General features: G+C 43.9%; 21 protein-coding genes. 13 read left to right on the top strand and 8 right to left on the bottom strand.

Annotated features, from left to right (window positions below; all coding sequences use genetic code 11):
• Positions 1-27: 27 nt before the first annotated feature.
• Both DD657_RS01425 and pyrE read right to left on the bottom strand, forming a co-directional pair.
• A complete protein-coding gene (locus DD657_RS01425) occupies positions 28-495 on the bottom strand; it encodes a hypothetical protein (RefSeq protein ID WP_287048151.1) in 468 nt (155 codons plus the stop codon).
• Positions 496-560: 65 nt separating this feature from the next.
• Positions 561-1,190, bottom strand: coding sequence for an orotate phosphoribosyltransferase (gene pyrE, locus DD657_RS01420; RefSeq protein WP_068690542.1), 630 nt, complete (start codon positions 1,188-1,190; stop codon positions 561-563).
• Between the two features lie 83 nt (positions 1,191-1,273).
• Between pyrE and DD657_RS01415 the strand changes: the two genes are divergently transcribed.
• Positions 1,274-1,885 (top strand): NUDIX hydrolase, encoded by a 612-nt coding sequence (locus DD657_RS01415; protein WP_287048149.1) that lies wholly within the window; start codon positions 1,274-1,276, stop codon positions 1,883-1,885.
• A 161-nt stretch (positions 1,886-2,046) separates the two neighbouring features.
• Here DD657_RS01415 and DD657_RS01410 read toward each other — a convergent pair whose 3' ends face one another.
• Positions 2,047-2,886 (bottom strand): ATPase, encoded by an 840-nt coding sequence (locus tag DD657_RS01410; RefSeq protein WP_287048147.1) that lies wholly within the window; start codon positions 2,884-2,886, stop codon positions 2,047-2,049.
• A 174-nt stretch (positions 2,887-3,060) separates the two neighbouring features.
• Here DD657_RS01410 and DD657_RS01405 point away from each other — a divergent pair, with 174 nt between their 5' ends.
• The 10 genes from DD657_RS01405 (at position 3,061) to DD657_RS01360 (ending at position 15,082) form a co-directional block, all read left to right on the top strand.
• Complete coding sequence (locus tag DD657_RS01405; protein WP_118774339.1) at positions 3,061-4,515, top strand: glycosyltransferase family 2 protein; 1,455 nt, start codon at positions 3,061-3,063, stop codon at positions 4,513-4,515.
• A gap of 1 nt (position 4,516) precedes the next feature.
• Positions 4,517-5,842: a SpoIID/LytB domain-containing protein gene (locus DD657_RS01400; protein ID WP_287048145.1), complete on the top strand. Its 1,326-nt coding sequence runs from the start codon at positions 4,517-4,519 to the stop codon at positions 5,840-5,842.
• Positions 5,835-7,097 carry an MFS transporter gene (locus DD657_RS01395; protein ID WP_021986733.1) on the top strand — a complete coding sequence of 421 codons (1,263 nt, stop codon included), beginning with the start codon at positions 5,835-5,837 and terminating at the stop codon, positions 7,095-7,097. Before DD657_RS01400 ends, DD657_RS01395 begins: the two co-directional genes overlap by 8 nt.
• Entirely contained in the window at positions 7,094-8,557 is a 1,464-nt protein-coding gene (locus DD657_RS01390; RefSeq protein WP_287048142.1) for a sodium:solute symporter, read from the top strand. The genes DD657_RS01395 and DD657_RS01390 overlap by 4 nt, the downstream gene beginning before the upstream one ends.
• 171 nt (positions 8,558-8,728) lie before the next feature.
• Positions 8,729-9,607: a hypothetical protein gene (locus tag DD657_RS01385; RefSeq protein ID WP_273134940.1), complete on the top strand. Its 879-nt coding sequence runs from the start codon at positions 8,729-8,731 to the stop codon at positions 9,605-9,607.
• Positions 9,608-9,630: 23 nt separating this feature from the next.
• Complete coding sequence (locus tag DD657_RS01380) at positions 9,631-10,710, top strand: FimB/Mfa2 family fimbrial subunit (protein ID WP_287048139.1); 1,080 nt, start codon at positions 9,631-9,633, stop codon at positions 10,708-10,710.
• 135 nt (positions 10,711-10,845) lie between these two features.
• The gene (locus DD657_RS01375; RefSeq protein ID WP_287048138.1) at positions 10,846-11,871 is read left to right on the top strand and encodes a hypothetical protein; all 1,026 of its coding nucleotides are present in this window, start codon (positions 10,846-10,848) and stop codon (positions 11,869-11,871) included.
• Positions 11,872-11,888: 17 nt separating this feature from the next.
• The gene (locus DD657_RS01370) at positions 11,889-13,397 is read left to right on the top strand and encodes a hypothetical protein (RefSeq protein WP_287048137.1); all 1,509 of its coding nucleotides are present in this window, start codon (positions 11,889-11,891) and stop codon (positions 13,395-13,397) included.
• A gap of 46 nt (positions 13,398-13,443) precedes the next feature.
• Positions 13,444-13,980, top strand: a complete 537-nt coding sequence (locus DD657_RS01365) for a DUF3575 domain-containing protein (RefSeq protein ID WP_118774331.1) — start codon at positions 13,444-13,446, stop codon at positions 13,978-13,980.
• Between the two features lies 1 nt (position 13,981).
• Positions 13,982-15,082, top strand: a complete 1,101-nt coding sequence (locus DD657_RS01360) for an OmpA family protein (protein WP_287048134.1) — start codon at positions 13,982-13,984, stop codon at positions 15,080-15,082.
• A gap of 556 nt (positions 15,083-15,638) precedes the next feature.
• Here DD657_RS01360 and DD657_RS15175 read toward each other — a convergent pair.
• Complete coding sequence (locus tag DD657_RS15175) at positions 15,639-15,815, bottom strand: helix-turn-helix domain-containing protein (RefSeq protein WP_227461775.1); 177 nt, start codon at positions 15,813-15,815, stop codon at positions 15,639-15,641.
• Between the two features lie 173 nt (positions 15,816-15,988).
• Here DD657_RS15175 and DD657_RS01355 point away from each other — a divergent pair, with 173 nt between their 5' ends.
• Both DD657_RS01355 and DD657_RS01350 read left to right on the top strand, forming a co-directional pair.
• Positions 15,989-16,390 (top strand): ATP-binding protein, encoded by a 402-nt coding sequence (locus DD657_RS01355; RefSeq protein WP_021986887.1) that lies wholly within the window; start codon positions 15,989-15,991, stop codon positions 16,388-16,390.
• 10 nt (positions 16,391-16,400) lie between these two features.
• Positions 16,401-16,649, top strand: coding sequence for a hypothetical protein (locus tag DD657_RS01350; protein WP_021986888.1), 249 nt, complete (start codon positions 16,401-16,403; stop codon positions 16,647-16,649).
• Positions 16,650-16,814: 165 nt separating this feature from the next.
• Here DD657_RS01350 and DD657_RS01345 read toward each other — a convergent pair whose 3' ends face one another.
• The 4 genes from DD657_RS01345 to DD657_RS01330 all read right to left on the bottom strand — a co-directional run bounded on the left by DD657_RS01345 (position 16,815) and on the right by DD657_RS01330 (position 22,056).
• Positions 16,815-18,038 carry an LL-diaminopimelate aminotransferase gene (locus DD657_RS01345; RefSeq protein WP_118773257.1) on the bottom strand — a complete coding sequence of 408 codons (1,224 nt, stop codon included), beginning with the start codon at positions 18,036-18,038 and terminating at the stop codon, positions 16,815-16,817.
• A gap of 33 nt (positions 18,039-18,071) precedes the next feature.
• On the bottom strand, positions 18,072-18,905 hold the full coding sequence (gene dapF / locus DD657_RS01340; RefSeq protein ID WP_287048130.1) for a diaminopimelate epimerase: 834 nt from the start codon (positions 18,903-18,905) through the stop codon (positions 18,072-18,074).
• Between the two features lie 10 nt (positions 18,906-18,915).
• Positions 18,916-19,740, bottom strand: coding sequence for an NAD(+) synthase (gene nadE, locus DD657_RS01335; RefSeq protein ID WP_273134924.1), 825 nt, complete (start codon positions 19,738-19,740; stop codon positions 18,916-18,918).
• 123 nt (positions 19,741-19,863) lie between these two features.
• A complete protein-coding gene (locus DD657_RS01330; protein ID WP_118773254.1) occupies positions 19,864-22,056 on the bottom strand; it encodes a glutamine synthetase III family protein in 2,193 nt (730 codons plus the stop codon).
• Positions 22,057-22,206: the final 150 nt, after the last annotated feature.

Below are 22,206 nucleotides of genomic sequence, written 5' to 3'. Positions count from 1 at the left end.
AAAAGCGAATCTTCCGATTCGCTTTTTTTATTTAAACATCATATAAGGAATTTTGGTAAGTCCCTCCGCCAACTGATTGATTCCTTTCTCCAATTTTCCTTTCAGCATCATTTTCAGCATCATATTCATTTCTGCCAGAAAAGTAAGCCGCAAGCGCGTATCGTAAGGACCGTTCTCCAGCAACTGTACCCATAGGTTAAACTCAAAAGACACACTCCCGTCTCCCCCGATCTTTATCAGCTTAGGTTCTTCTTTTTCTATTATTTTTACTGCTACATCCCCAAGTCCTTTTACTTTAAAAGTACATCTATCCTCTTCAAAACGGATATCCTCGATCTTATCACTCACCTCTTTCATCTGCTCCTGTCCTACCCCCATTTGCTTTGCCATATTCACCACTGTCCCGATACGATTGAAATCCGACAAAAAGGAATATACGCTATCGATCGTACTGTCAATTTTTACAATCTCGCTTACAATTTTTACTTCTGCCATAAATAAAACATTTCATAACATTCACGCTATCAACTTTCCCCTGTGATGTCTTGTCTTTCTGATTTTTATTGATATGTTTCCGGGCTCTTCCGCCATTCTTTCAGCTTCTCGACATCGGCCTCCTGTACATATCCCGTCTTCACGGCCAGATCGATCATCGCGTTATAATTACTCAACGTTGTCAATTCACAAGCGGCTGCCTTAAAATTATCGGTTGCCTTCTGAAAACCATAAGTAAATATCGCCGCCATACCCAACACTTCACAACCGGCTTTCCGCAACGCCTCGACAGCCTGTAAGCTGGAACCGCCCGTAGATATCAGATCTTCAATAACCACAACCTTTTGTCCGGCTTTGTATTCCCCTTCGATCAGATTTTCCAATCCGTGCGATTTTGCAGAAGAACGTATATATATAAAAGGTAAATTCAGTTCCTGAGCTACCAATACCCCCTGGGCAATCGCTCCCGTAGCAACTCCGGCAATTACTTCAGCCTGCGGATACTTTTCGCGTACGACAGCCGCAAACTGATCACGGATATACGAACGTACCTCCGGGTAAGACAAGGTCTTCCGGTTATCGCAATAAATCGGAGATTTCCAACCGGAAGCCCAGGTAAACGGATGAGCGGGTTCCAGTTTAATTGCTTTGATTTTCAATAAATGTAAGGCTACATTTTCAGCAACTGTACTCATTTTTACTATTTTTGTAAGGTTATTATTCAATGCTCATTATGTCGTTTCTTCCCCTAAAGGCCGAAACCAATATAACACCGCAAATGTACAAAGTATTTTTTAAAGAATCCTCCTTTCTGTTAACCGATAACCAATCCCGGTTAAAAAATGTTCCGGACTCTTTCGTCCATACAGATAGGGCAACGACCTGCAATCACATTTACACCCGATTACAGCAGGACGAAATTTTTCATATCACGATTTATCACCGGGACATCAGCCGTTTGTTCGAAGATTTCAAAGCCTGCTTTAAAGTAGTCGGGGCAGCAGGAGGTGTCGTCCGGCAAAACGACACCATACTTATGATAAAAAGGCTTGGCATGTACGATCTGCCCAAAGGACATATCGAACCCGGAGAAAATGCGGAAAAATGTGCCGTCCGCGAAGTTACCGAAGAATGCGGTGTACAGGGTCTGGAAACAGACATTCCCCTGAACGATACCTGGCATATCTATTACCGGGACGGGCAATGGCATCTGAAACACACCTATTGGTTTGTCATGCACTGCCCCCCTATCCAACATCTGACACCACAAACCGAAGAAGATATTGAAGAAGTATTCTGGTTGAAAACCGCCGATATTTCGCACATTTTACCGAAAACCTACGCCTCTTTAAGACCGGTGCTGGAACAAATGCAGAAACAGGATTTTTGATTTACGATTTTTAGCGGACTTCCGGATTCCGTCCACTCCACAACTGAATCCGGAACCGGCAGATTTGTTACACCCCCAAAAATCAAAACTACAATTTCTATCCGGTCCGCCGTTTTCTCCCAATTTCCAAATCTTATTTTCCCTCAAATGAAATCTGAAATTCAGGATCTGTCCCGGTGATATGTAATCAACCCCTGCATGGGGGCCGGCATAAACCTCCCCGGCTGTAAGCCATTTTGCAATAACAGTTTTTCCAGTTGCGGGCGGAAAACACAGGCAACACTTCCGGTAAAGGATACCGGCAATTGCTGCGCCATTTTGTATTGCAGTATATTACGCCGGATAAATTCGTCAAAACTGCCGGAAACAAGTCCCTCTATATAAGGCATATCGATATGCGCAGACAGGAACGTAGTAAAAGTAGCCAAAAAACGATTGGCTAACGGGCGACCGTAAATCCGGTCCATTAATTCTGCATACGTCAGTCCGGTTTCCTGAAAGAACAGTTGCTTCACTTCTCCCGGAGCCACCCCTTTCAACACATCCGCCAGCAACTTCTTTCCCAGGACTGCCCCGCTGCCTTCATCCCCGAGAATAAATCCCAAAGGAGAAACATTTTCACGAATCATTTCTCCGTCATAATAACAGGAATTAGACCCCGTACCCAAAATACAGACAATACCGGGGTTACAGCCACACAGTGCCCGGGCAGCTCCTTCGAGGTCCGTCATCACTTCAGCCTCTGCCGTTCCGAAACAACGACACAACGCCCTTCTTACAAATTCATTTTTTTCCGGGAAAGCACAACCGGCACCGTAAAACCACACCCGGCCAACCTGACGGGGCCGCCCCGCAAATTCCCGCTCCAACAAGCCGACAATCTCACTTTCCGACAAATACATCGGATTAATACCCGTCGTATGATACATTTCTTCCTTCCCGTCACTTACCACACACCACTGCGTTTTCGTCGAACCGCTATCTGCAATTACATAAGTCATATCGCACTACTTTATTCTTCTAAACAAAGATAGAACAATCTTAAAAACCGAAAACCGAAAACGGGAATTTATTTCAGGAAAAGCCATATATTTGATAAATTTATCGCCGCATAAATTTTACCGTTTAAATTTGTTATCGTTTTCGTGCAAAATATAAAGTAAGCTGCGTCGTTTATGGAAAAAATAATTACTTGCTTTATCACCGGTAGTCACACGGAAGACATCCGGAAAAATTACACTGAATTTTCCGGCTATCCGGAGGTAAAAACCGTTTATCTGGCAGGAGAGTCTTCACCTCTGCCCCATTTACAGCCGACAGGCGGCGGATCTCTCTGTCAAACAGAAACATTGATCCGGCTGTCGGATATCTGCGATACGCCCTATTTATTACTATCCAACAAACCGACTACGATACGGTTAAAGCCTACGGCTTTAAAGCGATTTGTTCAAATAGCCCGGGCCACTTCTGCAGCTTTCGTATATGCCGATTATTATGAAGATAAAAACGGCCAGATATGTCCTCACCCACTGATCGGTTACCAACAAGGCAGCCTACGGGATGATTTCAATTTCGGTTCGCTGTGGTTCATCGACACCCGGCAATTTAAGGAAGCGGTTGCCCTTATGCAAATCCATTACCATGCTGCAGCCCTGTACGATTTACGGTTGAAATTATCTTTGCAAGGCAATATCGTACATATTCCGGAATATCTCTATACGGAAAAAGAACAGGATATCCGCAGAACCGGAGAAAAGCAATTTGACTATGTAAACCCACGTAACCGGGAAGTGCAAACTGAAATGGAGCAGGCCTGTACCCGCTATCTGAAAGATACAAGAGCCTGGCTTCCCCCCATGAGAAAAGACACCGATTTTTCTACCGGAAATTTTCCGGTAGAAGCCAGCGTTATCATCCCCGTACGCAACCGGGAGCGGACCATTGCCGATGCCGTACATTCTGCCCTGCAGCAAACAACAGATTTTGATTTTAACGTATTAGCCGTAGACAATCATTCCACCGACGGAACAACCCGGATATTGGAAGATATAGCCCGGAAAAATCCGAGACTGGTGCACCTGATCCCCGACCGGACCGACCTGGGGATCGGCGGATGCTGGAATCTGGCATTGCACGATTCCCGCTGCGGACGGTTCTGCATACAACTCGACAGCGACGACCTGTATATCGATACGTCTGTTATCCGACGCATCGTAACCGCTTTCTACCGGGAAAAAGCCGCTGCCGTTATCGGTTCCTATCGTATGGTCGATTTCCGGCTTCAGGAAATCCCGCCCGGTCTGATCGATCACCGGGAATGGACCCCGGAAAACGGACCTAACAACGCACTACGCATCAACGGATTTGGTGCTCCTCGGGCATTTTTTACACCCATCATCCGGGATATCGGTTTTCCCGATACCAGTTACGGCGAAGACTACGCAGCAGTTCTGGCCGTTTCGCGCAGTCACCGTATTGCCCGGATATTCGAACCGCTATACCTGTGCCGCCGATGGGAAGGTAATTCGGATGCTGCACTCAGTATCCAGCAGGAAAATAAAAACAATTATTACAAAGACTGGATCCGTTCTTCAGAAATCGCAGCACGGAGGAACTTAAGCGACAGATAATATGGAAATAAAAGTAGGCATACTCGCCCGACCTGAAATAAAAGTCCGTTTCAACGGCGCATACAAAAGATCCGATAACGGAAATATTTACCGGGGAGAAATAGACCTCATACGAAAAGGACAGGACTTTTTCATACAAGCAGATTCAACCGAAGAACCGGTAAACTTACCGGTAACTTTCAGTCCTGTGGAGCCTGCCACCTCTTTTTTCGAGCTGGCAGACGTGACTATCGGCATTGATTTTCACTGGGAACGCAAAGAAAACCAGCAATTCCAGGGCACACTCTCCTGCATTGAAGAATCCGGCCAGGTAAGGGTTATCAATATCCTCGACCTTGAGGATTATTTGCAAAGTGTTATCTCGTCCGAAATGAGTGCGACGTCCTCTTTGGAGTTATTGAAAACCCATGCCGTCATTTCACGCAGCTGGTTACTGGCTCAGCAAAATAAGGCAAAAGCCATTCGCCGGGATCATGCCGGTTACCGATCTTCCATCCATAAGGAAGACGAATACATCCGTTGGTTTGACCGGGAAGATCATACGAATTTTGACGTTTGTGCCGATGATCATTGCCAACGTTATCAAGGGATACAAAAAGCGACGACAGCCGCCGTACGCGAAGCTATCGCCGCCACCAGAGGAGAGGTGCTTTATTACAACAACACGATTTGCGACGCCCGTTTCTCCAAATGCTGCGGAGGTATTACCGAAAGTTTTGAAAATGTATGGGAGCCCCGCCCCCATCCTTATCTCAAAGCTATTTATGACGGCGCGAAGCAACCCGGACAATGCGACATACACCGGGAAAGTGACACCGCCCGCTGGGTGGAAAGTCATCCGGACGTATTCTGCAACACAACCGACACCCATATACTATCTGAAGTACTGAATGATTATGACCGGGAAACCACAAATTTTTTCCGTTGGGAAGTCTCTTACCGAACCGAAGAAATTTCCGAATTGATAAGACAAAAATTATCCATCGATTTCGGGACCGTCACCGATCTCATTCCTATCGAAAGAGGAGCGTCGGGGCGATTGATACGGCTGAAAATAACGGGTACCCGGAAGACATTGATTATCGGTAAAGAACTGCTTATCCGGAAAGCCCTCTCGCCGACTCATTTATACAGTTCAGCATTTACCGTCGAGAAAATAACGGAGAACGGAAAAACCAGCGGTTTCCGTTTACGCGGTGCCGGCTGGGGACATGGCGTAGGACTTTGTCAAATCGGCGCAGCAGTGATGAGTGCCAAAGGATATAATTACCGGGAAATTCTGCAACATTATTTTCCCGGTACCGACATATTAAAAGCTTATGAATAAATCGTCCGACAAGATAAACCCGTGGTATTGGATATCTTCCCTCTATTTAGCGGAAGGCATCCCTTATATCGTTGTCATAACCGTTTCTGCCATTCTTTATAAACGGATGGAAATTTCCAACAGCGAACTGGCTTTATACACCAGTTGGCTCTATCTGCCATGGGTTATCAAGCCCCTGTGGAGTCCCATCGTCGACCTTTTCAAAACCAAACGTTGGTGGATCACGACCATGCAACTGGTTATCGGAACCGGTTTGGCAGGAGTAGCCCTCTCTTTACCCGGGCCGGACTTTTTCCGGTACTCGCTGGTCTTTTTCTGGTTGCTGGCTTTCAGTTCTGCAACTCACGACATAGCCGCCGACGGGTTTTATATGATCGGTCTCCACCCCAAAGACCAGGCTTATTTTGTCGGCATACGAAACACATTTTACCGGTTAGCACTCATTGTCGGCCAAGGCGGTGCCGTCATGCTGGCAGGACAACTCGAAAAACAGATGCCCGTCGCTTATGCCTGGGCAATTGCCATCGGCTTCCTGTCCGTTCTCTTTATTCTGTTTTTCATTTATCACCTGTTTGTACTCCCCCGGCCCACAGAAGACCGCAGTGCTGCAAGCGGGAAAAATATATGGCAGGAATTCTGGGATACATTCGCCAGCTTTTTCCGAAAAGACCACATCGGTATTGCACTGGCGTTTATGTTATTGTTCCGATTGGCAGAATCTCAATTACTAAAACTGGCTTCCCCCTTTATGCTCGATGAACGCGCGGCCGGAGGCCTGGGGCTTTCAACTTCCGTTGTCGGATTTATCTACGGAACTGTCGGTGTCATCGCACTGGCCCTGGGCGGCATTACAGGAGGAATACTTATCGCCCGTAACGGTCTAAAACGCTGGATATGGTGGATGACCGCCGCCATGAATTTACCCAACCTGGTATACGTCTGGCTCGCTCATGCCCAGCCGGAAAATATATTGCTTATATCTTCCTGTGTTGCTGTAGAACAATTCGGTTATGGCCTTGGCTTTACGGCCTATACCCTGTTTCTCATTTTATTCAGTGCGGGAAAATACAAAACAGCCCATTATGCGATTTGTACCGGCTTTATGGCTCTCGGTATGATGCTGCCCGGAATGATTTCCGGTTACATACAGGAAGCAAAAGGCTATCCCCGTTTTTTTCTATGGGTAATGCTTTGTACTATTCCAGCCTTTATCGTCGTCCGTTATCTCCGAATCCCTGAAAAAGAACAATTATGAATGCCTGGTTTTCTATTTCCATTCTAATCGCTTATTTTGTAATGCTGCTATTGATTTCGTGGTATACGGCACGACATTCAGACACGGCAGATTTTTATAAAGGCAGCAATAAATCACCCTGGTGGGCCGTAGCTTTCGGCATGATAGGGACCACTCTTTCCGGCGTCACCTTCATCTCCGTACCGGGTTGGGTGTCCTCACCCGCCAAAATGACTTATATGGCCGTTATATTGGGCAATTTTGCCGGCTACCTGATTATTGCCCAGGTATTGCTTCCCCTCTATTACAAGTTAAGCCTGACCTCCATTTACACCTATATAGAAAAACGATTCGGGTATAAAGCCTATAAAACGAGTGCCGTACTATTTCTTTTATCCAAAATCATCGGGGCTGCTTTCCGACTGTTTATCGTAACCCTTGTATTGCAGATCACCATATTCGAACCCTTGCATATTCCGTTTATTTTTAACGCCTTTTTTTCTGTATTCATCATCTGGGCCTATACGTTTAAAGGAGGTATCAAAACCATTATCTGGACAGATTTGATACAAACATTTTTCCTGATTTTTGCCGTTATATTTACGATTTTTTCCATTCAGAAAGCCCTCGGCTTCTCTTTCGGAGATATGGTATCGGCAATTGCCGGGAACCCACAGTCACAAATATTCGACTTCTCTGATCCCTGGTCCAACCCGAACAATTTCTGGAAGCAATTCATAGCGGGTATCTTTATCGCCATTGTAATGAACGGACTCGATCAGGATATGATGCAAAAAAACCTCAGCCTTAAAAACATAAAAGAAGCCAAAAAGAATTTTCTTTCATTCAGTCTCGCGTTTATTCCTGTCAATTTCATATTCCTTTGTCTGGGAGTATTATTTTTTATTTATATGAATATCAACGGCATTCCTATTCCGGCCAAAACCGACAGTATTTATCCCTTATTGGCAACCCAATATCTACCGGCAGCCACCGGTGTCTTTTTTATGCTGGGTGTCATTGCTGCAGCCTTCTCAAGTGCCAACTCAGCCCTTATTGCCATGACGACGTCCTTTACCGTGGATATTTACGGCATACAAAACAAAACCGAGCAACAACAAAAACGCATCCGGTTTTATACACATCTCGCCAATGCCGTCATCGTGGCACTAGTCATCGTAGCTTTCAATGCCTTTCACAACGAAAGCGTCGTGTATGCGATATTCAAATTTGCCGGCTACACCTACGGTCCGTTACTCGGACTGTTCTTTATCGGTATTTTATATAAAACTCAGGTATATGATAAAGCCATCCCTTATATCGCAGCTCTATCGATTGTTTTAACCGTATTGATCGACCGTTACTCCACCACTCTATTCAACGGCTATCGTTTTGGCTTTGAAATACTTCTGGTCAATGGACTGATCACCATTATCGGCTTACTGCTGTTCCGGAAAAAACATCATGCCGCCCGACAATAAAATAAGCCCCCGGCGATTCTTTACAGGCAGAAATACAATCCTATTTCTGCCTGCATTTTTCATACTCTCTGAAAAATTACTGATTATTCATATGTATAGCCGTTTTTTAACACTCAAACAATAAACATAATTCCATACAATTCGTTTTGTAACGAAGAAAAAAGTTATGAAATGAAATTTGCTTATATCGGCATACTACTATCTGTTTGTCTCTGCTCTTGTCTAAAAGAACAAGATAAGGATAAATGTTCGTTTGATTACACTGTAACAGTGGAAGTCAAAGACAAAAACTATTTCAATATCAGCGATTTTGTAGGTCTTTCTCCTGTAGATGAGCAACTGCCGTTCAGAATGTATGTCAGGGATCTTTCATACAGCTTACTGGAACAAACTACGGGTAATCCGATAACGACCGTTTCAGCACAACCGGTCACTCATAATGACCAGACAACATCCCTTATTTTCCCTTCATTTAAAGAGGGAGATTACATATTGGACATATCTGGGAATACAATAGCCTCTTCCAGGACAGACATCCCGGATTCACGCCGGATTTTACATCCGAACGGAGCAGAAGGCACTGATATTTATGTAGGCGGAGATACGTTGAGTTTCCATCCGAAAGCGACAAACCACTCCGTTGAATTACAACGGACCAAAGGTTATCTGATGATTCAACTGGAAGGCGTTCCGGACAGTGTCAGTCAAATTGGCCTGCAACTGCAAAATGTATACGGAGAAACGGACCCCGCCCTGAATTATGCCGTAAAAACGTCCGTAAATAAACTCTTTACCCGGGAGCAGTCTTCTCTTACCAATCTGTCCCTATATGCGGCCCCTACGCCTGCAAATGAAGAATCGATTTTAAAACTGGCTTTTTACAGTTCCGACGCGACACGACCGTTTATGTATTTGCCGGACATCGTTCTGAAAATAAAAAGAAATGAAATCTCATCCGTAAAAATAAATTATAAACCCGAAGGTGGCATTGAAATATGGGTATACGCTGATGGAGGATGGAGTCAACAACACAATATGGATTTGGAATGAATATTAATCTAATACGACAAATGATGAAAAAGTTTTTTTTAATAATGGCGGCAAGTATACTGATATTTGCTTGCTCAAAAGAGGAAGGCACCTCAATAGACGAACCTTCAGGACAGGTTATCGAACTAACGGCAGTAAATGAGCCGACGGACGGAAATGCAATAACCCGTACACGACCGCTGTATAGTCAGGAGGCTATACAGGAAATAGAAAGGGTGAGTATCTATGTTTTTAGCTATAATGCCAGTTCATCCGACTATTTTTACCTGAAAACCTATACCGTATCGGGTTGGAATAAAGGTTCAAGCTTCATGCGTTTTGCTGTTCCGGACAACGACAAGCTGACTGCCGGCGACTACCAGTTTTTGGCTATCGGACGAGAGGCTACGGACAACTACAGAATTCCCACACCGGTTGTCGGCACAACCAAAATAAACGATATGATTGCCCACATAACTACTCCCGGGCAAGAATCTGAAATTTTCGCCGGAACAAAACCGGTAACGGTATCTTCACAAGGGATTCGGATAACCATGCAAATGACCCGGAAAGTGGCCGGTGTATTGGGATATTTTAAAAATGTTCCTTACGATATAAACGGGAGTGCCGTAAAATATTTACGTCTGACTTTCACAAATGCAGATACGGCTGTCATCCTGGCCACCGGTAACGGAAGCAACCCAACGAATGCATCTTATATGCTGATCAATGCAGACCTCTCCGGACAAGCCAAAAATACGGATTTAGGGGTTTATACCGGCAACGATTTATCGGCACAAGGAGTCGTAAAAGTCGACAATTCTCAACTATACGGTAATTTCATGCTGCCCGTCGGTAATATTACATTGACATTAGGATTGTACGACGCCAACGGAAATGCCCTGAAAACCTGGAGTGTACAAGACAATGGCAACACGACGTTCAATATTACGGCTAACCATTTTTATGGCCTGGGACAAAAAGTAAGCAAAGGTGATGTCACCGGTGGCGGTACTCCTGATCCCGGAGATGACGACGCTCCTGTAGACTTATTAAAAGATCAGGTTATCGTTATAACGGTAGATCCCAACTGGAATACCATTCATAATCTGACTATCAACTAAAATTCTAAGGTTGTCTGAAAAGTCCGGAATAGTGATGTTTATATCACGACACCATTATTTACCGGGTAAAAAAAACTTTTCAGACAACCCTATTACCGACAATAAACGGACCGGACAATATTAAACCGAAATAGAATGACAAAGGTTATACACTACATCTGGTGGTTGGGCATATTATGCTGGAGTTTGTCCGCTTGTTCGGACGATAAGCTACTCAACGAAAAAGGATTGGTAGAGGTGAAATTATCACTGAATACCGACATGAGTACCCGTACATCATCGGATATCGGAGTGGCGACACATTCGGTAGACCGGATCCTGGTCCTCCCTTTCCAAAAAGTAAATTTGTCATTACCCGATACACAAAACGACAACTTTATTCCGGTCTGGCCCCTTGCCCGGCAATATAATATTCCGGTATTTCCATCTACAAATCTATCATTCACTCTCGAGAACTCGAAAACGTACAAGATATTGGTTATCGGTTACAATCATGCAGACTACGACCATAATAACCCTTCCGGTAGTGGTAACCGGGTGATTCTTTCGGCACAACCGTTACCGACGACTTTGGCGAATTTCCAACTTTATCCGAAATTACCCAATCAAGTTCCTGAATTTTTTATCTGTTATGGAACTGCCTCTAAGGGAAGTACGACACTAGGTACTGTATTCGTTCCGGACGACGGAGTTACCCTGAGCGGTACCCTCGGACGTATCGTCAGCGGCCTGGGAGTGAAGATTACCAATATTCCTTCCTATGTGAACTCAGTAACCTTACTGGCCGACAATATGGTAAAAGCAATCCGGGTCGCAGATACGACAATTACAGTTATACAGACGACCGGAGATAATGAAAGCCGGGTCATCCGTCAACAAAACGTAGTCAACGGGACTGTCGATTTCGGTGTATTTCTATTGCCTTCAGGCAAAACCAATAAACTGACTTTTTACCTGGACATCGGTCTCGGCTCTTTAACCCAGCGATATACGATGTATATCGAAGATTCCAATGTTACACAAGGCGGGAAACTGATGTTACTCCCCAACGATGCTGTCATCGTTTCTGCCGGCTACGACAAAATAAATTACGGGTTTGTCATCACCCGTGACATCAACCTGGAAGATGATGTCTGGGACGGCATAAACCCGACACCTTGACTTTTACGATTATTGATATGAAATTACATTTGACACTCATCGGATTATTGGCCCTGCTGCTATTATCAGGTTGCGGCAAAACGGAATTATTGCCATCCGAAGATGATCCGGAATTTACTCCGGTTCCTGATGCAGATATACCTGAAGGGTATTTTGTCGTAACTTTTTCCGGATTTTCTCCGGATAGCCGGGCTGCCATCAACGACACCACCTCCAGAGTACAATCTTTGCGCTATATTTTATACAAATCTACCGGAGAATTTGTCAAGGAACGCCTGGTGTTCTCAAAAAACGGTACAAGTACCCAATGGCCTCTTGCCGCCCAAAAAGACACACTGCCCAAAGGGTCATACCGGGCTGTTTTTTTAGGGAATACTGAAAAAACGCAATTCCCTTATGCCACCTCTTCTGCTGCAGTAAACTACAAGGATATATTACTGAATTATACCACCACCTACAGCAATGCCCGGATAGCCTTACCCAATGCCGAATTCCGAAATAATTCCGAATATTATTGGGCAAATGTTACTTTTTCAGATGTTTCACCGACGCCCTATATTCTATTGCAAAGAATCATCGGGATGATGAATGTACACCGGAATGTCGTAGACGCACAGGATGCTTTAAACAAACTGGTCAATAACATCGTTACCCAAATCGGGTATAAAAATATCATTCAAAATACAGCCCAGGGACTATTGACAACAGAAATAAAAAATATCGTCGGAAGCAGAGTCGACGGAATTACGATCGGCCTGCTCGGAGGTATCGATGCCATTGTCAATCCGATTGTTGCCAATCTGATACAACCGGTTACGGATACGCTGTACAACCGTCTCCTAAAACAACTGGTCAATCAGATCGGTACGACCCTGGGAGCCAATGAGAATCAAAACGGTCTGTTAGGAGTTTTGGGAGAACTGCTCAATCCCTGGGAATTCAGCCAGGCACATACGGCCATTGTCACAATCAACGATTTCCCCAAAACCATCGATTTCAACCTGAACGTAACAGACAAATACACCGGACTCCACAACTTCCGCTACGATTTTGTCAACAACACCTTCTTTGCTCAAAAATGCTTGTATATTAAAGGTTTTTCCAGCTTATTCGATATACGAAAAATCAATGTAATAAAAAAAGGCTTGTTGAGTGGGGTCGTATTCGACGGAATTGTAGACAGTCCGCTTTTATTAAACGGAGCATTTATCGATATCAACGATCCGCTATCCTATAATGTTCCTGCCAATCGCCGTTACAAGGCCGACTATTCGCTTTTGGATCTGGGCTTGAAGTCATATACACAACAAACCGACGGTAACCATTCACTCAGTGTCACCGTCCAACTTACGGAAATTGCTAACATTAACGGTATATTAGGAGGATTACCCATACTCAATACGATTTTAAATCTCGTTCTCAGCCCGATTAAAAATATTACCATCTCCGTTCCGCTTAACCTTCCGTTACTCGGCGTTGATAATTTAAAACTCAGCGGAGGATGGAGTACCCCCACATCGTATTAAAAGGGGACATTCTGGAAAATAAACGGTTCATAAACTAAAAAACAACATGAAAAAGATACTCGTGTTACTGTTCTGCTTCACTTCGGGAATGATTTACGGTCAGAAATGGGCCGTAAAGACCAATGCAGCCTATTGGGCTACAACTACCCTGAATATCGGCGGAGAAATGGCACTCGCACCCCGGCAGACTCTCGATTTAACAGCGACCTACAATCCTTTCCGCTTTAGCGATAACAAAAAGATCATGCATTGGGCAGTACAACCCGAATGGCGTTACTGGACCTGCCGGCGTTTTATGGGACATTTCATCGGCATACATGCCCATGGAGGAAAATACAACGGAGGTTTGGAAAAATACCGCTATGAAGGTTGGTTTGCAGGCGGCGGTGTATCATACGGCTATCAATGGATCATCGGAAAACACTGGAATCTGGAAACAGAAATCGGCGTCGGATATGCATATCTGGACTACGATAAATACCTACGGAACCGCTGCGGACGGTTTATCGATTCAGGACACCGTAATTATTGGGGACCGACCAAATTAAGTATCAGTTTTATGTACCTTTTTAAAGCCAGATAAAATGAACAGGTTTATAACTGTATGTTTCGGAATTATATGCATTATGTCTTTATGCAGTGCTGCACGTTTAACCGACAAACGTCCGGGAGTGACTGTCTCACCCCAAAAATTGCAGCTATTCGTCGATCAGCAAACCGATCCATATACGATTAAGATCGCTTATACTCTGCATATCCCGCCACATTATATTCATTCTTGTGCCCGGCTGATATACAGGCCCTATTTTCTGACACCCGGACACCGTTATGACTTACCTACACTCGTCATTAGCGGTCGCAAAAATATCCGGCAAGAGAAAAGACTGGAAGAATTAAACGGTAACTACCGGGAGATTCCGAATGCCATTTATCTAAAAGCGGAGAAAGACAGTATGCAAATAGAACTATCGGACACTATTCCCTTTCAAGTGTGGATGGCACAGTCAAAATTACAGGCAGATATTATTTTAGAGGCCTGCGACCGGGAAAAAGAAACTGCAACCCTCATCCTGGCAGATGGAGCTATCTGGTTTCCCGAAGGCCCCGGTCCGGAATTAGTTAGTACGCCTGAAGCCATTCAATACACCAAAGATACCGTAACAACGGAGAAAGTGGCTGTATTTAAATTCTACTATCCGCTTGCTCAGGATTTTTACGCTCCGGAATATGTCGGCAATGTAGAACGTATGCAAGCTATGAAAGATCTGATAAATTCACTCCGGAACAATCCGGATATGAAATTAAATAAAATCGTTATTACCGGAAGCAGCTCACCTATCGGCAATATGAATTTCAATGCCTGGCTGGCCGGTCAAAGAGCCCTATCGATCAAACAACAATTAGAAGAAAGTAAATTACTCCCACCTGAACACATTGTCGTCAACATGATAAATGAAGACTGGACAGGCCTGCGTAAATTGGTCAGTGATTCCGATCTCCCGGACAAAACAACAATTCTCCGGATTATAAACCGGAATTACAATGACGCCGAACGCAACAGATTGTTGCAGGCATTACCTCAATATAAATACATCCGGCTAAATATGTACCCGGACCTGCAAAAAGTAACCTGTATATTTTATTACACCCAACGCCAAGAGGAAACTAAAATTGTTCCTCAATAATTACCACTTTAAATTGTTTATTTTCTGCCATAAAAAGTATCTGATGTGTCTCATAACATATCAAATACTTTTTTTGTATCTAGTAAAATCATCTTTCTCTACACGATCAACCGATTAGTCCATATATCTCTCTTTCAGAAGCGTAAAGCACATTATCAATTCCAATAATCTTCCTTTAAAAACAACATAACATATATATATATTATACTAAAATAAGAAGATTATATTTGCAAATAGACTTAGTTATTTTAATTTTGCATAATGTAATCAATATTAAAAATAAGAAAAAGAAACAGAAATAGAATAAATATTAAATATAAAAATTAAAGAGTTAAAACTTTTTGTTTATAATCTAGTATCGTAAAATCGCCAAATTTTTTTCTCTGCCAGATGATTTAACAAAATAGTTTAACTCCCCTATGGGGCGTGAACTATTGAATCTATGAGCGGGCAGAGACTGGTGTTTGGCGATACCTACGGTACTCGCGAAATAGAGGATATAATTCGCGCCCTTTGCACGTATTTCTCCAACTGAATTGATTTATAGTAATGATTTTTATATAGGATTTTCGGGAAGGAAATCACGAGGAGAGCATTTGAATATCTTAGCTAAGGCATTTAAATGATTGTAATTATAACACCTAAGCCCTCGCTCGTACTTATTGATAAATGTACGCTCAAACCCAAGAGCATAAGATAAAGCTTCTTGTGTATATCCGTGCACTTCTCTCATTTTCTTCACCCGAGCAATTATGTCTAACTCTATCTTAGTTCTCATAGTTATAAATTGAGTTACGAATGAAAAAATATTTTGTATACGATAGGTGGTGCAATTGTCCCATATTTTTAATTTATATGTAAAATTTAGATAACCAGAGATAAGATATACAATTAAAATATGATCAAATGAGTAAATCAGAGCTTACGATATTTTCAGACTTGAACAATCTTCCGGAAGTTGAAGATTTCATTGAAAATCTGATTGATAAATTCGGGATAGAGGAAAATTTACGGGTCAGAATAATGCTTCCGGTAATAGAAGCCGTAAACAATGCTATTTTATTCGGAAATAAAAAAGATTCAAAAAAAACGGTAAAATTGACGGCTGCTATGAATAACCGGGAAATGATCATAACAGTTGAAGATGAAGGAGAAGGATTTGATTTCAGTCACATTCCGAATCCCACAACTCCTGAAAATTTAATGAAAACAACAGGCAGAGGTTTGTATCTGATGATGACTCTGACCGACAATTTGTTATTTACCCGAAACGGTGCAAAAGTAGAGATGACATTCGTATTAAATTAATATTCAAATTATGAAAACAATATGTACAACAATTATCGCATTACTTCTAGGCATGGTCATCGGTTATCTTTACCGGGACATGTATATCGAAAATGAAACATGGAAAAAAGAACAACTTCAAGAAATTGAAGAATACAACAAATCTTTTGAAGACAAGGATAAAACTTTGGAAATAATCAACTATAAAGAAGACGACTGGCTGGAAGTATGGCTGGAATATTTACAACAGCAGGAGTCCGAGCATTGCCATCCGGTATAACGAATAAAACAGAGGACACAGAGGAAAAATCCTCTGTGTCCTCCGGCCAGCAAGCCGGTAACGGACAAAAAGCATTTGCCCGGGTAAGTTTTTTCTTTCCGGTTTGGAGAAATCGGTTATGATAAGACCACCGATAAGGCCAAAAGTATATTTAAGAAATCCTCTTCACCACTTGCGGATCCGATCTATCGCCTTCAATGCCTGTTCCCGTTCACCGAACGCAGTAAGCCGAAGATATCCCTCGCCACTCGGTCCGAATCCGACTCCGGGAGTACCGACAATATGGCATTCCATCAAAAGCCGGGTGAAAAAGGTCCAGGAAGTCTCTCCCTGCGGGACTTTCCACCAAATATACGGCGCGTTCATCCCTCCATATACCTCGTATCCGACCTCCAGCAATGCTTTTCGGATAATCGCCGCATTTTCCATATAATAAGCTACATTTTCTTTTATTTCCTGCTGTCCCCGCAAACTATACACAGCCGCTGCCGCCCGTTGTACAATATAAGGCGTACCGTTAAATTTAGTACACTGACGACGGTTCCACAGACGATTCAATCCCACCGGCTCCCCGTTCCATCGTACTTTCAATTCTTTGGGTACCACTGTATATCCGCAACGCAAGCCCGTAAAACCGGCCGTCTTTGAAAAGCTCCGGAATTCGACGGCCACATTTTTCGCTCCTTCGATCTCGTATATGCTGTGCGGAATATTCCTATCCCGTATAAAAGCTTCATAAGCCGCATCGAACAATATCAACACGTCATGTTCCAATGCATAATCCACCCACCTTTTCAATTGCTCAAAAGTCAATGTCGTACCTGTCGGGTTATTCGGGAAACACAGGTATATGACATCCGGACGCACAGACGGCAGTTCCGGAACAAATCCATTCTCTGCAGTACAAGGTAAATAAAGCATATTGCTCCACCGACCGTCATCCGACAACTCTCCGGCACGCCCTCCCATAACGTTCGTATCGACATACACGGGATACACCGGATCCGTCACTGCTACCCGGTTTTCTCTTCCCAATAGGTCCGTAAAATTACCGAGATCGCTTTTTGCTCCGTCGTTAATAAATACCTCATCCGCATCCAACCCGATTCCCCGTACATGAAAATCATTCGCAACGACGGCCTCCCTCAGAAATTCATAACCTTGCTCCGGGCCATACCCCCGGAATGTATCAACGCCGGACATCTCATCTACTGCCTCATGTAAAGCCCTGATTACCGAAGGCGCCAAAGGACGGGTCACATCCCCGATTCCTAACCGGATAACCTCGGCCTCCGGATGTGATTTTTTAAAACGTTTTATCCTCGTTCCGATTTCCGAAAATAAATAACTTTCCGGCAACTTCAAAAACGACTCATTTATTAAAACCATACACAAACATCCAAATTCAACATAAAATACACTTTATATACATCCCCACTCTCCCTCGAATACCGTTTCGGCCTCTCCTGTCATATACACATGTCCGTCCGGATACCATTCGACCTCCAGATCGCCTCCTTTCAAATGCACCAGAGCATGTGGCCGGACCTTCTTATTCAATACCGCCGCGACCAAGGAAGCACAAGCCCCCGTACCGCAAGCCATTGTTTCCCCCGTCCCCCTCTCCCATACTCTCATCTTCAAATCTGCCGGCGAAACAATCTGTACAAACCCGATATTCGTTCGCTCCGGGAAAAAAGGGTGACACTCCATCCGGGAACCGATTCCTTCCAAATCAATCGTCTCCACATCTTCCACAAACAGAATTGCATGCGGATTCCCCATAGAGACACAGGTAATACGAAACTCCCGTTCCCCCAGAGGAAAGGGCAAATCCACGACTTTTTCCCCTTCGTAATCTACCGGAATATTACGCGCCTTCAATATGGGCACCCCCATATCGACTTTTACACACTTCACTTTACCGTTTACCGGAAACAACGTCAGATGCCTGATTCCGGCCTCCGTTTCAATATCGATCTCCGTTCTCGTTGTATATCCTTTATCATAAACATATTTTCCAACACAACGAATTCCGTTTCCGCACATGGCCGACTTGCTTCCGTCTGCATTAAACATCCGCATCCGGAAATCCGCTTTATCCGAAGGATCGATCAATATCATGCCATCCGATCCGATTCCCCGGTGACGGTCGCTCACCTTACGCACCAAATCGCCTATTCCCCGCTCATCCTTCCCGAAGCCATAGACATATACATAGTCATTACCCGCCCCCTGCATTTTTGTAAATTTCATATTTCAAATTTTACGAATTCAACCCTAATCTATCCCGGACAATCACCCGGGGATTATTTCTTTTATATTCCGAATCCAGATAACGCCGGACGACCATCTCATTACCACTTCCCAACTCTCCGCGGCAGCACCTCATCAACGTCATGTCTACCTCACTGTAATCCACTGCTCCCAATTGTTCCACATCACTCCGGGTAATTCCCAATCCATCCGTAGGCAAAGCCCGTATGCACGACTCCAAAGCTTCGCTCCTCCTCACATCCTTTTCCTGTTCCAGCAACGTTTCCGCTAAAGCATATACCTCGGTCTTCCACAAACCGAACAAAGGCGTATAATCACCGACATCCCCATGCAGAGTCCAGAATCCCAGCATATATTCCGTCCGGTTGTCCGTACTCAATACCATCCCCCGGTATTGTTGCGCCAAATGATAAAGATAGATCATCCGCAAACGGGCCTTTATATTCCCCCGTCTAACCTTATCTTCCCGGGTTGGAACCGTACAGTTCACCTCTTCTACAGTTTCCCTCACCTCTGTATATAAACGAGTTAAATCCACCTCCCGGAAATCTGCACAAAAGGCTTCTCCCACCTTTCGTGCACGCACTCTTTCCTCTGTAGTATTCGTCTCGATCGGAATACTGCGCCCGATCAAGGGGATTCCCGATTTTTTACATACTTCCGATGCCAAAACCGCTGTCAGAGCCGAATCGATCCCACCGGAAACCCCCAACACCAAACTCCGAAGAGCATGTTCCTGCACATACCGGTATAAATCGTCCCGAATCGAAGACGCAATCCGAAGCCAGTCCTGATTTTCCTTATTTCTTTCCATTATAATTCACAAAAACATTATTCATCAATACATACCTGACTACTCCGCCTCAAACACCACGTCCGATCTCCATATACCTCTCCTTTTTTCATCTTATACCCTATTCTTTTACTTAACCAATCCCTAACGGATAAACAACAGCTCTCTGTATTTAGGCAGTGTCCATAATTCGTCGTCAACATATAATTCCAATTTATCAATATGGTATCGGATCTTTTCGAATAAAGGCACTACCGTATCTTGGTACATCATTGCTTTTTCCCGTTGATTACCGAGCCTATTGGCACTTTTTCGATTATCGGACAACTGCTCTACCCCCAGTTGAATCTCTGTAATATGAACCGATAAACGCTCTATCATTTCCAAATCGTATTTCGCCAATACGTTCACTTTATCTTCCGGAAAAAGCCTTTTTATCCGTTCTACCTTTTCCAAAAGCACATTCTGATAACGATCCGCAACAGGAACGATGTGATTGATCGCCAAATCACCCAATACCCGTGCCTCTATCTGTATTTTTTTCGTATAAGTTTCAAGATATACCTCTTCACGCGCCTGTAATTCCTTTTCGGTAAGTACTCCAGTCTCAGCAAACATCTTTACCGCTTCGAGAGTAACAAACTGTCCCAGAATCACCGGGATGGAAGTCTCACAATCCAATCCCCTTTTTTCCGCCTCTTTTTTCCACTCCTCTCCATATCCATTTCCATCAAACCGAATCGCACGACATTTTTTTATATACTCCTGCAACAACGAATAAATCGCATTTTCTTTCGTTTCTCCTTTCAACATCAATACATCCATACTTTGCTTAAACACATTCAACTGCCAGGCTACTGCTGTATTCAGCACAATCATCGCTTTAGCACAATTCGCCGAAGACCCGACAGCACGGAATTCAAAACGATTTCCCGTAAAAGCAAACGGCGAAGTACGGTTACGATCTGTATTATCGATCAACAATTCCGGAATATGTGCAATACCTTTCAAATGAAACTCCGATTTTTCCCCCATCTTTACCAAACTTTCAAGGCCGCTTTTTTCTATCTGATCCAGAATCTTCGTGAGCTGTGAACCTAAAAAAGAAGAAATAATAGCAGGAGGCGCCTCATTAGCACCCAGACGATGAGCATTCGTCGCACTCGAAATACTGGCTTTCAACAAACCGTTCCGCTGGTATACCGCCATCAGAATATTGACCAAGAACGTAATAAATTGCAAGTTCTCCTGCGGAGTCTTTCCCGGGGCCAATAAATTCACCCCTGTATCTGTACCCAATGACCAATTACAGTGTTTACCGGACCCATTGATCCCTTTAAAAGGTTTTTCATGCAGCAACAAACGGAAAGAATGCCGGCGAGCCACTTTTTTCATAACAGCCATCAGCAACTGGTTGTGGTCGTTTGCCAGATTCATACGCTCAAAAACAGGAGCCAACTCGAACTGATTCGGTGCCACTTCATTATGACGCGTCTTCACCGGGATACCCAACTTCAAACATTCAAACTCCAAATCTTTCATAAAAGCCATTACACGGGTAGGAATGGCTCCGAAGTAATGATCCTCCAACTGCTGATTCTTAGCACTTTCGTGTCCTATTAAAGTCCGCCCCGTCAGCATTAAATCCGGACGAGCCGCCCACAATCCTTCATCTACCAGAAAATATTCCTGTTCCCATCCCAGATAAGAAACCACTCTCGATACGGAAGTATCGAACAAACGACATACCTCTGTCGCCGCCTTATCTATGGCATGCTCTGCTTTCAGCAAAGGAACCTTATAGTCCAAAGCCTCTCCCGTATAAGAAATAAATACCGTCGGGATGCAAAGTGTCGTATCTACGATAAACGCCGGGGAAGCAGCATCCCAGGCACTGTATCCCCGGGCTTCGAAAGTATTACGAATTCCTCCGTTGGGAAAACTCGAGGCATCCGGCTCCTGTTGTATCAATAACTTACCTGAAAACTCTTCTATCATCCCCCCTTTTCCGTCAAATTCCAGAAAAGCATCGTGCTTCTCCGCAGTTCCCCCTGTCAATGGCTGAAACCAATGGGTATAGTGAGTAGCTCCCATCCCTATCGCCCATTTTTTCATTCCCTGTGCCACATCGTCGGCAATCTCCCGGACCAAGGGTATACCGTTATCAATCGTATCTATCAACGCCCGGAATATATTATCCGGCAAATACTTCGCCATTTTCTCCCGGCTAAATACATTCATTCCGAAATACTCCGAGCCCGGACCAACCGGAGCACTTACTTCCAGAGCTTTTCTTTTGATGGCTTCTTCCACCATTTTAAAACGTAACGTAGTCATAAAATAAACTTTAAGGTAGTAAACAATATAAAGCAGTAAGTTATATTAAAAACAAAAGGGTGCTGAACAGCACCCTTTTTACCGATCGCATGCGGTATCGACATATCGACAGAATCGAGCAAGGCCGTATTCGCCCCTTTATGGTTTTCA

The organism is Culturomica sp. (assembly GCF_003524185.1).
Lineage (GTDB): Bacteria > Bacteroidota > Bacteroidia > Bacteroidales > Marinifilaceae > Culturomica > Culturomica massiliensis.
The sequence above is the reverse complement of the archived record's forward strand: the minus strand, read 5'-3'. Positions and strand labels throughout refer to the sequence as shown.

Excerpts from the sequence above, each read along its gene's own strand:
- DD657_RS01425 (WP_287048151.1), bottom strand. The coding sequence starts at position 495 with ATGGCAGAAGTAAAAATTGTAAGCGAGATTGTAAAAATTGACAGTACG.
- pyrE (WP_068690542.1), bottom strand. The coding sequence starts at position 1,190 with ATGAGTACAGTTGCTGAAAATGTAGCCTTACATTTATTGAAAATCAAA.
- DD657_RS01415 (WP_287048149.1), top strand. The coding sequence starts at position 1,274 with ATGTACAAAGTATTTTTTAAAGAATCCTCCTTTCTGTTAACCGATAAC.
- DD657_RS01410 (WP_287048147.1), bottom strand. The coding sequence starts at position 2,886 with ATGACTTATGTAATTGCAGATAGCGGTTCGACGAAAACGCAGTGGTGT.
- DD657_RS01405 (WP_118774339.1), top strand. The coding sequence starts at position 3,061 with ATGGAAAAAATAATTACTTGCTTTATCACCGGTAGTCACACGGAAGAC.
- DD657_RS01400 (WP_287048145.1), top strand. The coding sequence starts at position 4,517 with ATGGAAATAAAAGTAGGCATACTCGCCCGACCTGAAATAAAAGTCCGT.
- DD657_RS01395 (WP_021986733.1), top strand. The coding sequence starts at position 5,835 with ATGAATAAATCGTCCGACAAGATAAACCCGTGGTATTGGATATCTTCC.
- DD657_RS01390 (WP_287048142.1), top strand. The coding sequence starts at position 7,094 with ATGAATGCCTGGTTTTCTATTTCCATTCTAATCGCTTATTTTGTAATG.
- DD657_RS01385 (WP_273134940.1), top strand. The coding sequence starts at position 8,729 with ATGAAATTTGCTTATATCGGCATACTACTATCTGTTTGTCTCTGCTCT.
- DD657_RS01380 (WP_287048139.1), top strand. The coding sequence starts at position 9,631 with ATGAAAAAGTTTTTTTTAATAATGGCGGCAAGTATACTGATATTTGCT.
- DD657_RS01375 (WP_287048138.1), top strand. The coding sequence starts at position 10,846 with ATGACAAAGGTTATACACTACATCTGGTGGTTGGGCATATTATGCTGG.
- DD657_RS01370 (WP_287048137.1), top strand. The coding sequence starts at position 11,889 with ATGAAATTACATTTGACACTCATCGGATTATTGGCCCTGCTGCTATTA.
- DD657_RS01365 (WP_118774331.1), top strand. The coding sequence starts at position 13,444 with ATGAAAAAGATACTCGTGTTACTGTTCTGCTTCACTTCGGGAATGATT.
- DD657_RS01360 (WP_287048134.1), top strand. The coding sequence starts at position 13,982 with ATGAACAGGTTTATAACTGTATGTTTCGGAATTATATGCATTATGTCT.
- DD657_RS15175 (WP_227461775.1), bottom strand. The coding sequence starts at position 15,815 with ATGAGAGAAGTGCACGGATATACACAAGAAGCTTTATCTTATGCTCTT.
- DD657_RS01355 (WP_021986887.1), top strand. The coding sequence starts at position 15,989 with ATGAGTAAATCAGAGCTTACGATATTTTCAGACTTGAACAATCTTCCG.
- DD657_RS01350 (WP_021986888.1), top strand. The coding sequence starts at position 16,401 with ATGAAAACAATATGTACAACAATTATCGCATTACTTCTAGGCATGGTC.
- DD657_RS01345 (WP_118773257.1), bottom strand. The coding sequence starts at position 18,038 with ATGGTTTTAATAAATGAGTCGTTTTTGAAGTTGCCGGAAAGTTATTTA.
- dapF (WP_287048130.1), bottom strand. The coding sequence starts at position 18,905 with ATGAAATTTACAAAAATGCAGGGGGCGGGTAATGACTATGTATATGTC.
- nadE (WP_273134924.1), bottom strand. The coding sequence starts at position 19,740 with ATGGAAAGAAATAAGGAAAATCAGGACTGGCTTCGGATTGCGTCTTCG.
- DD657_RS01330 (WP_118773254.1), bottom strand. The coding sequence starts at position 22,056 with ATGACTACGTTACGTTTTAAAATGGTGGAAGAAGCCATCAAAAGAAAA.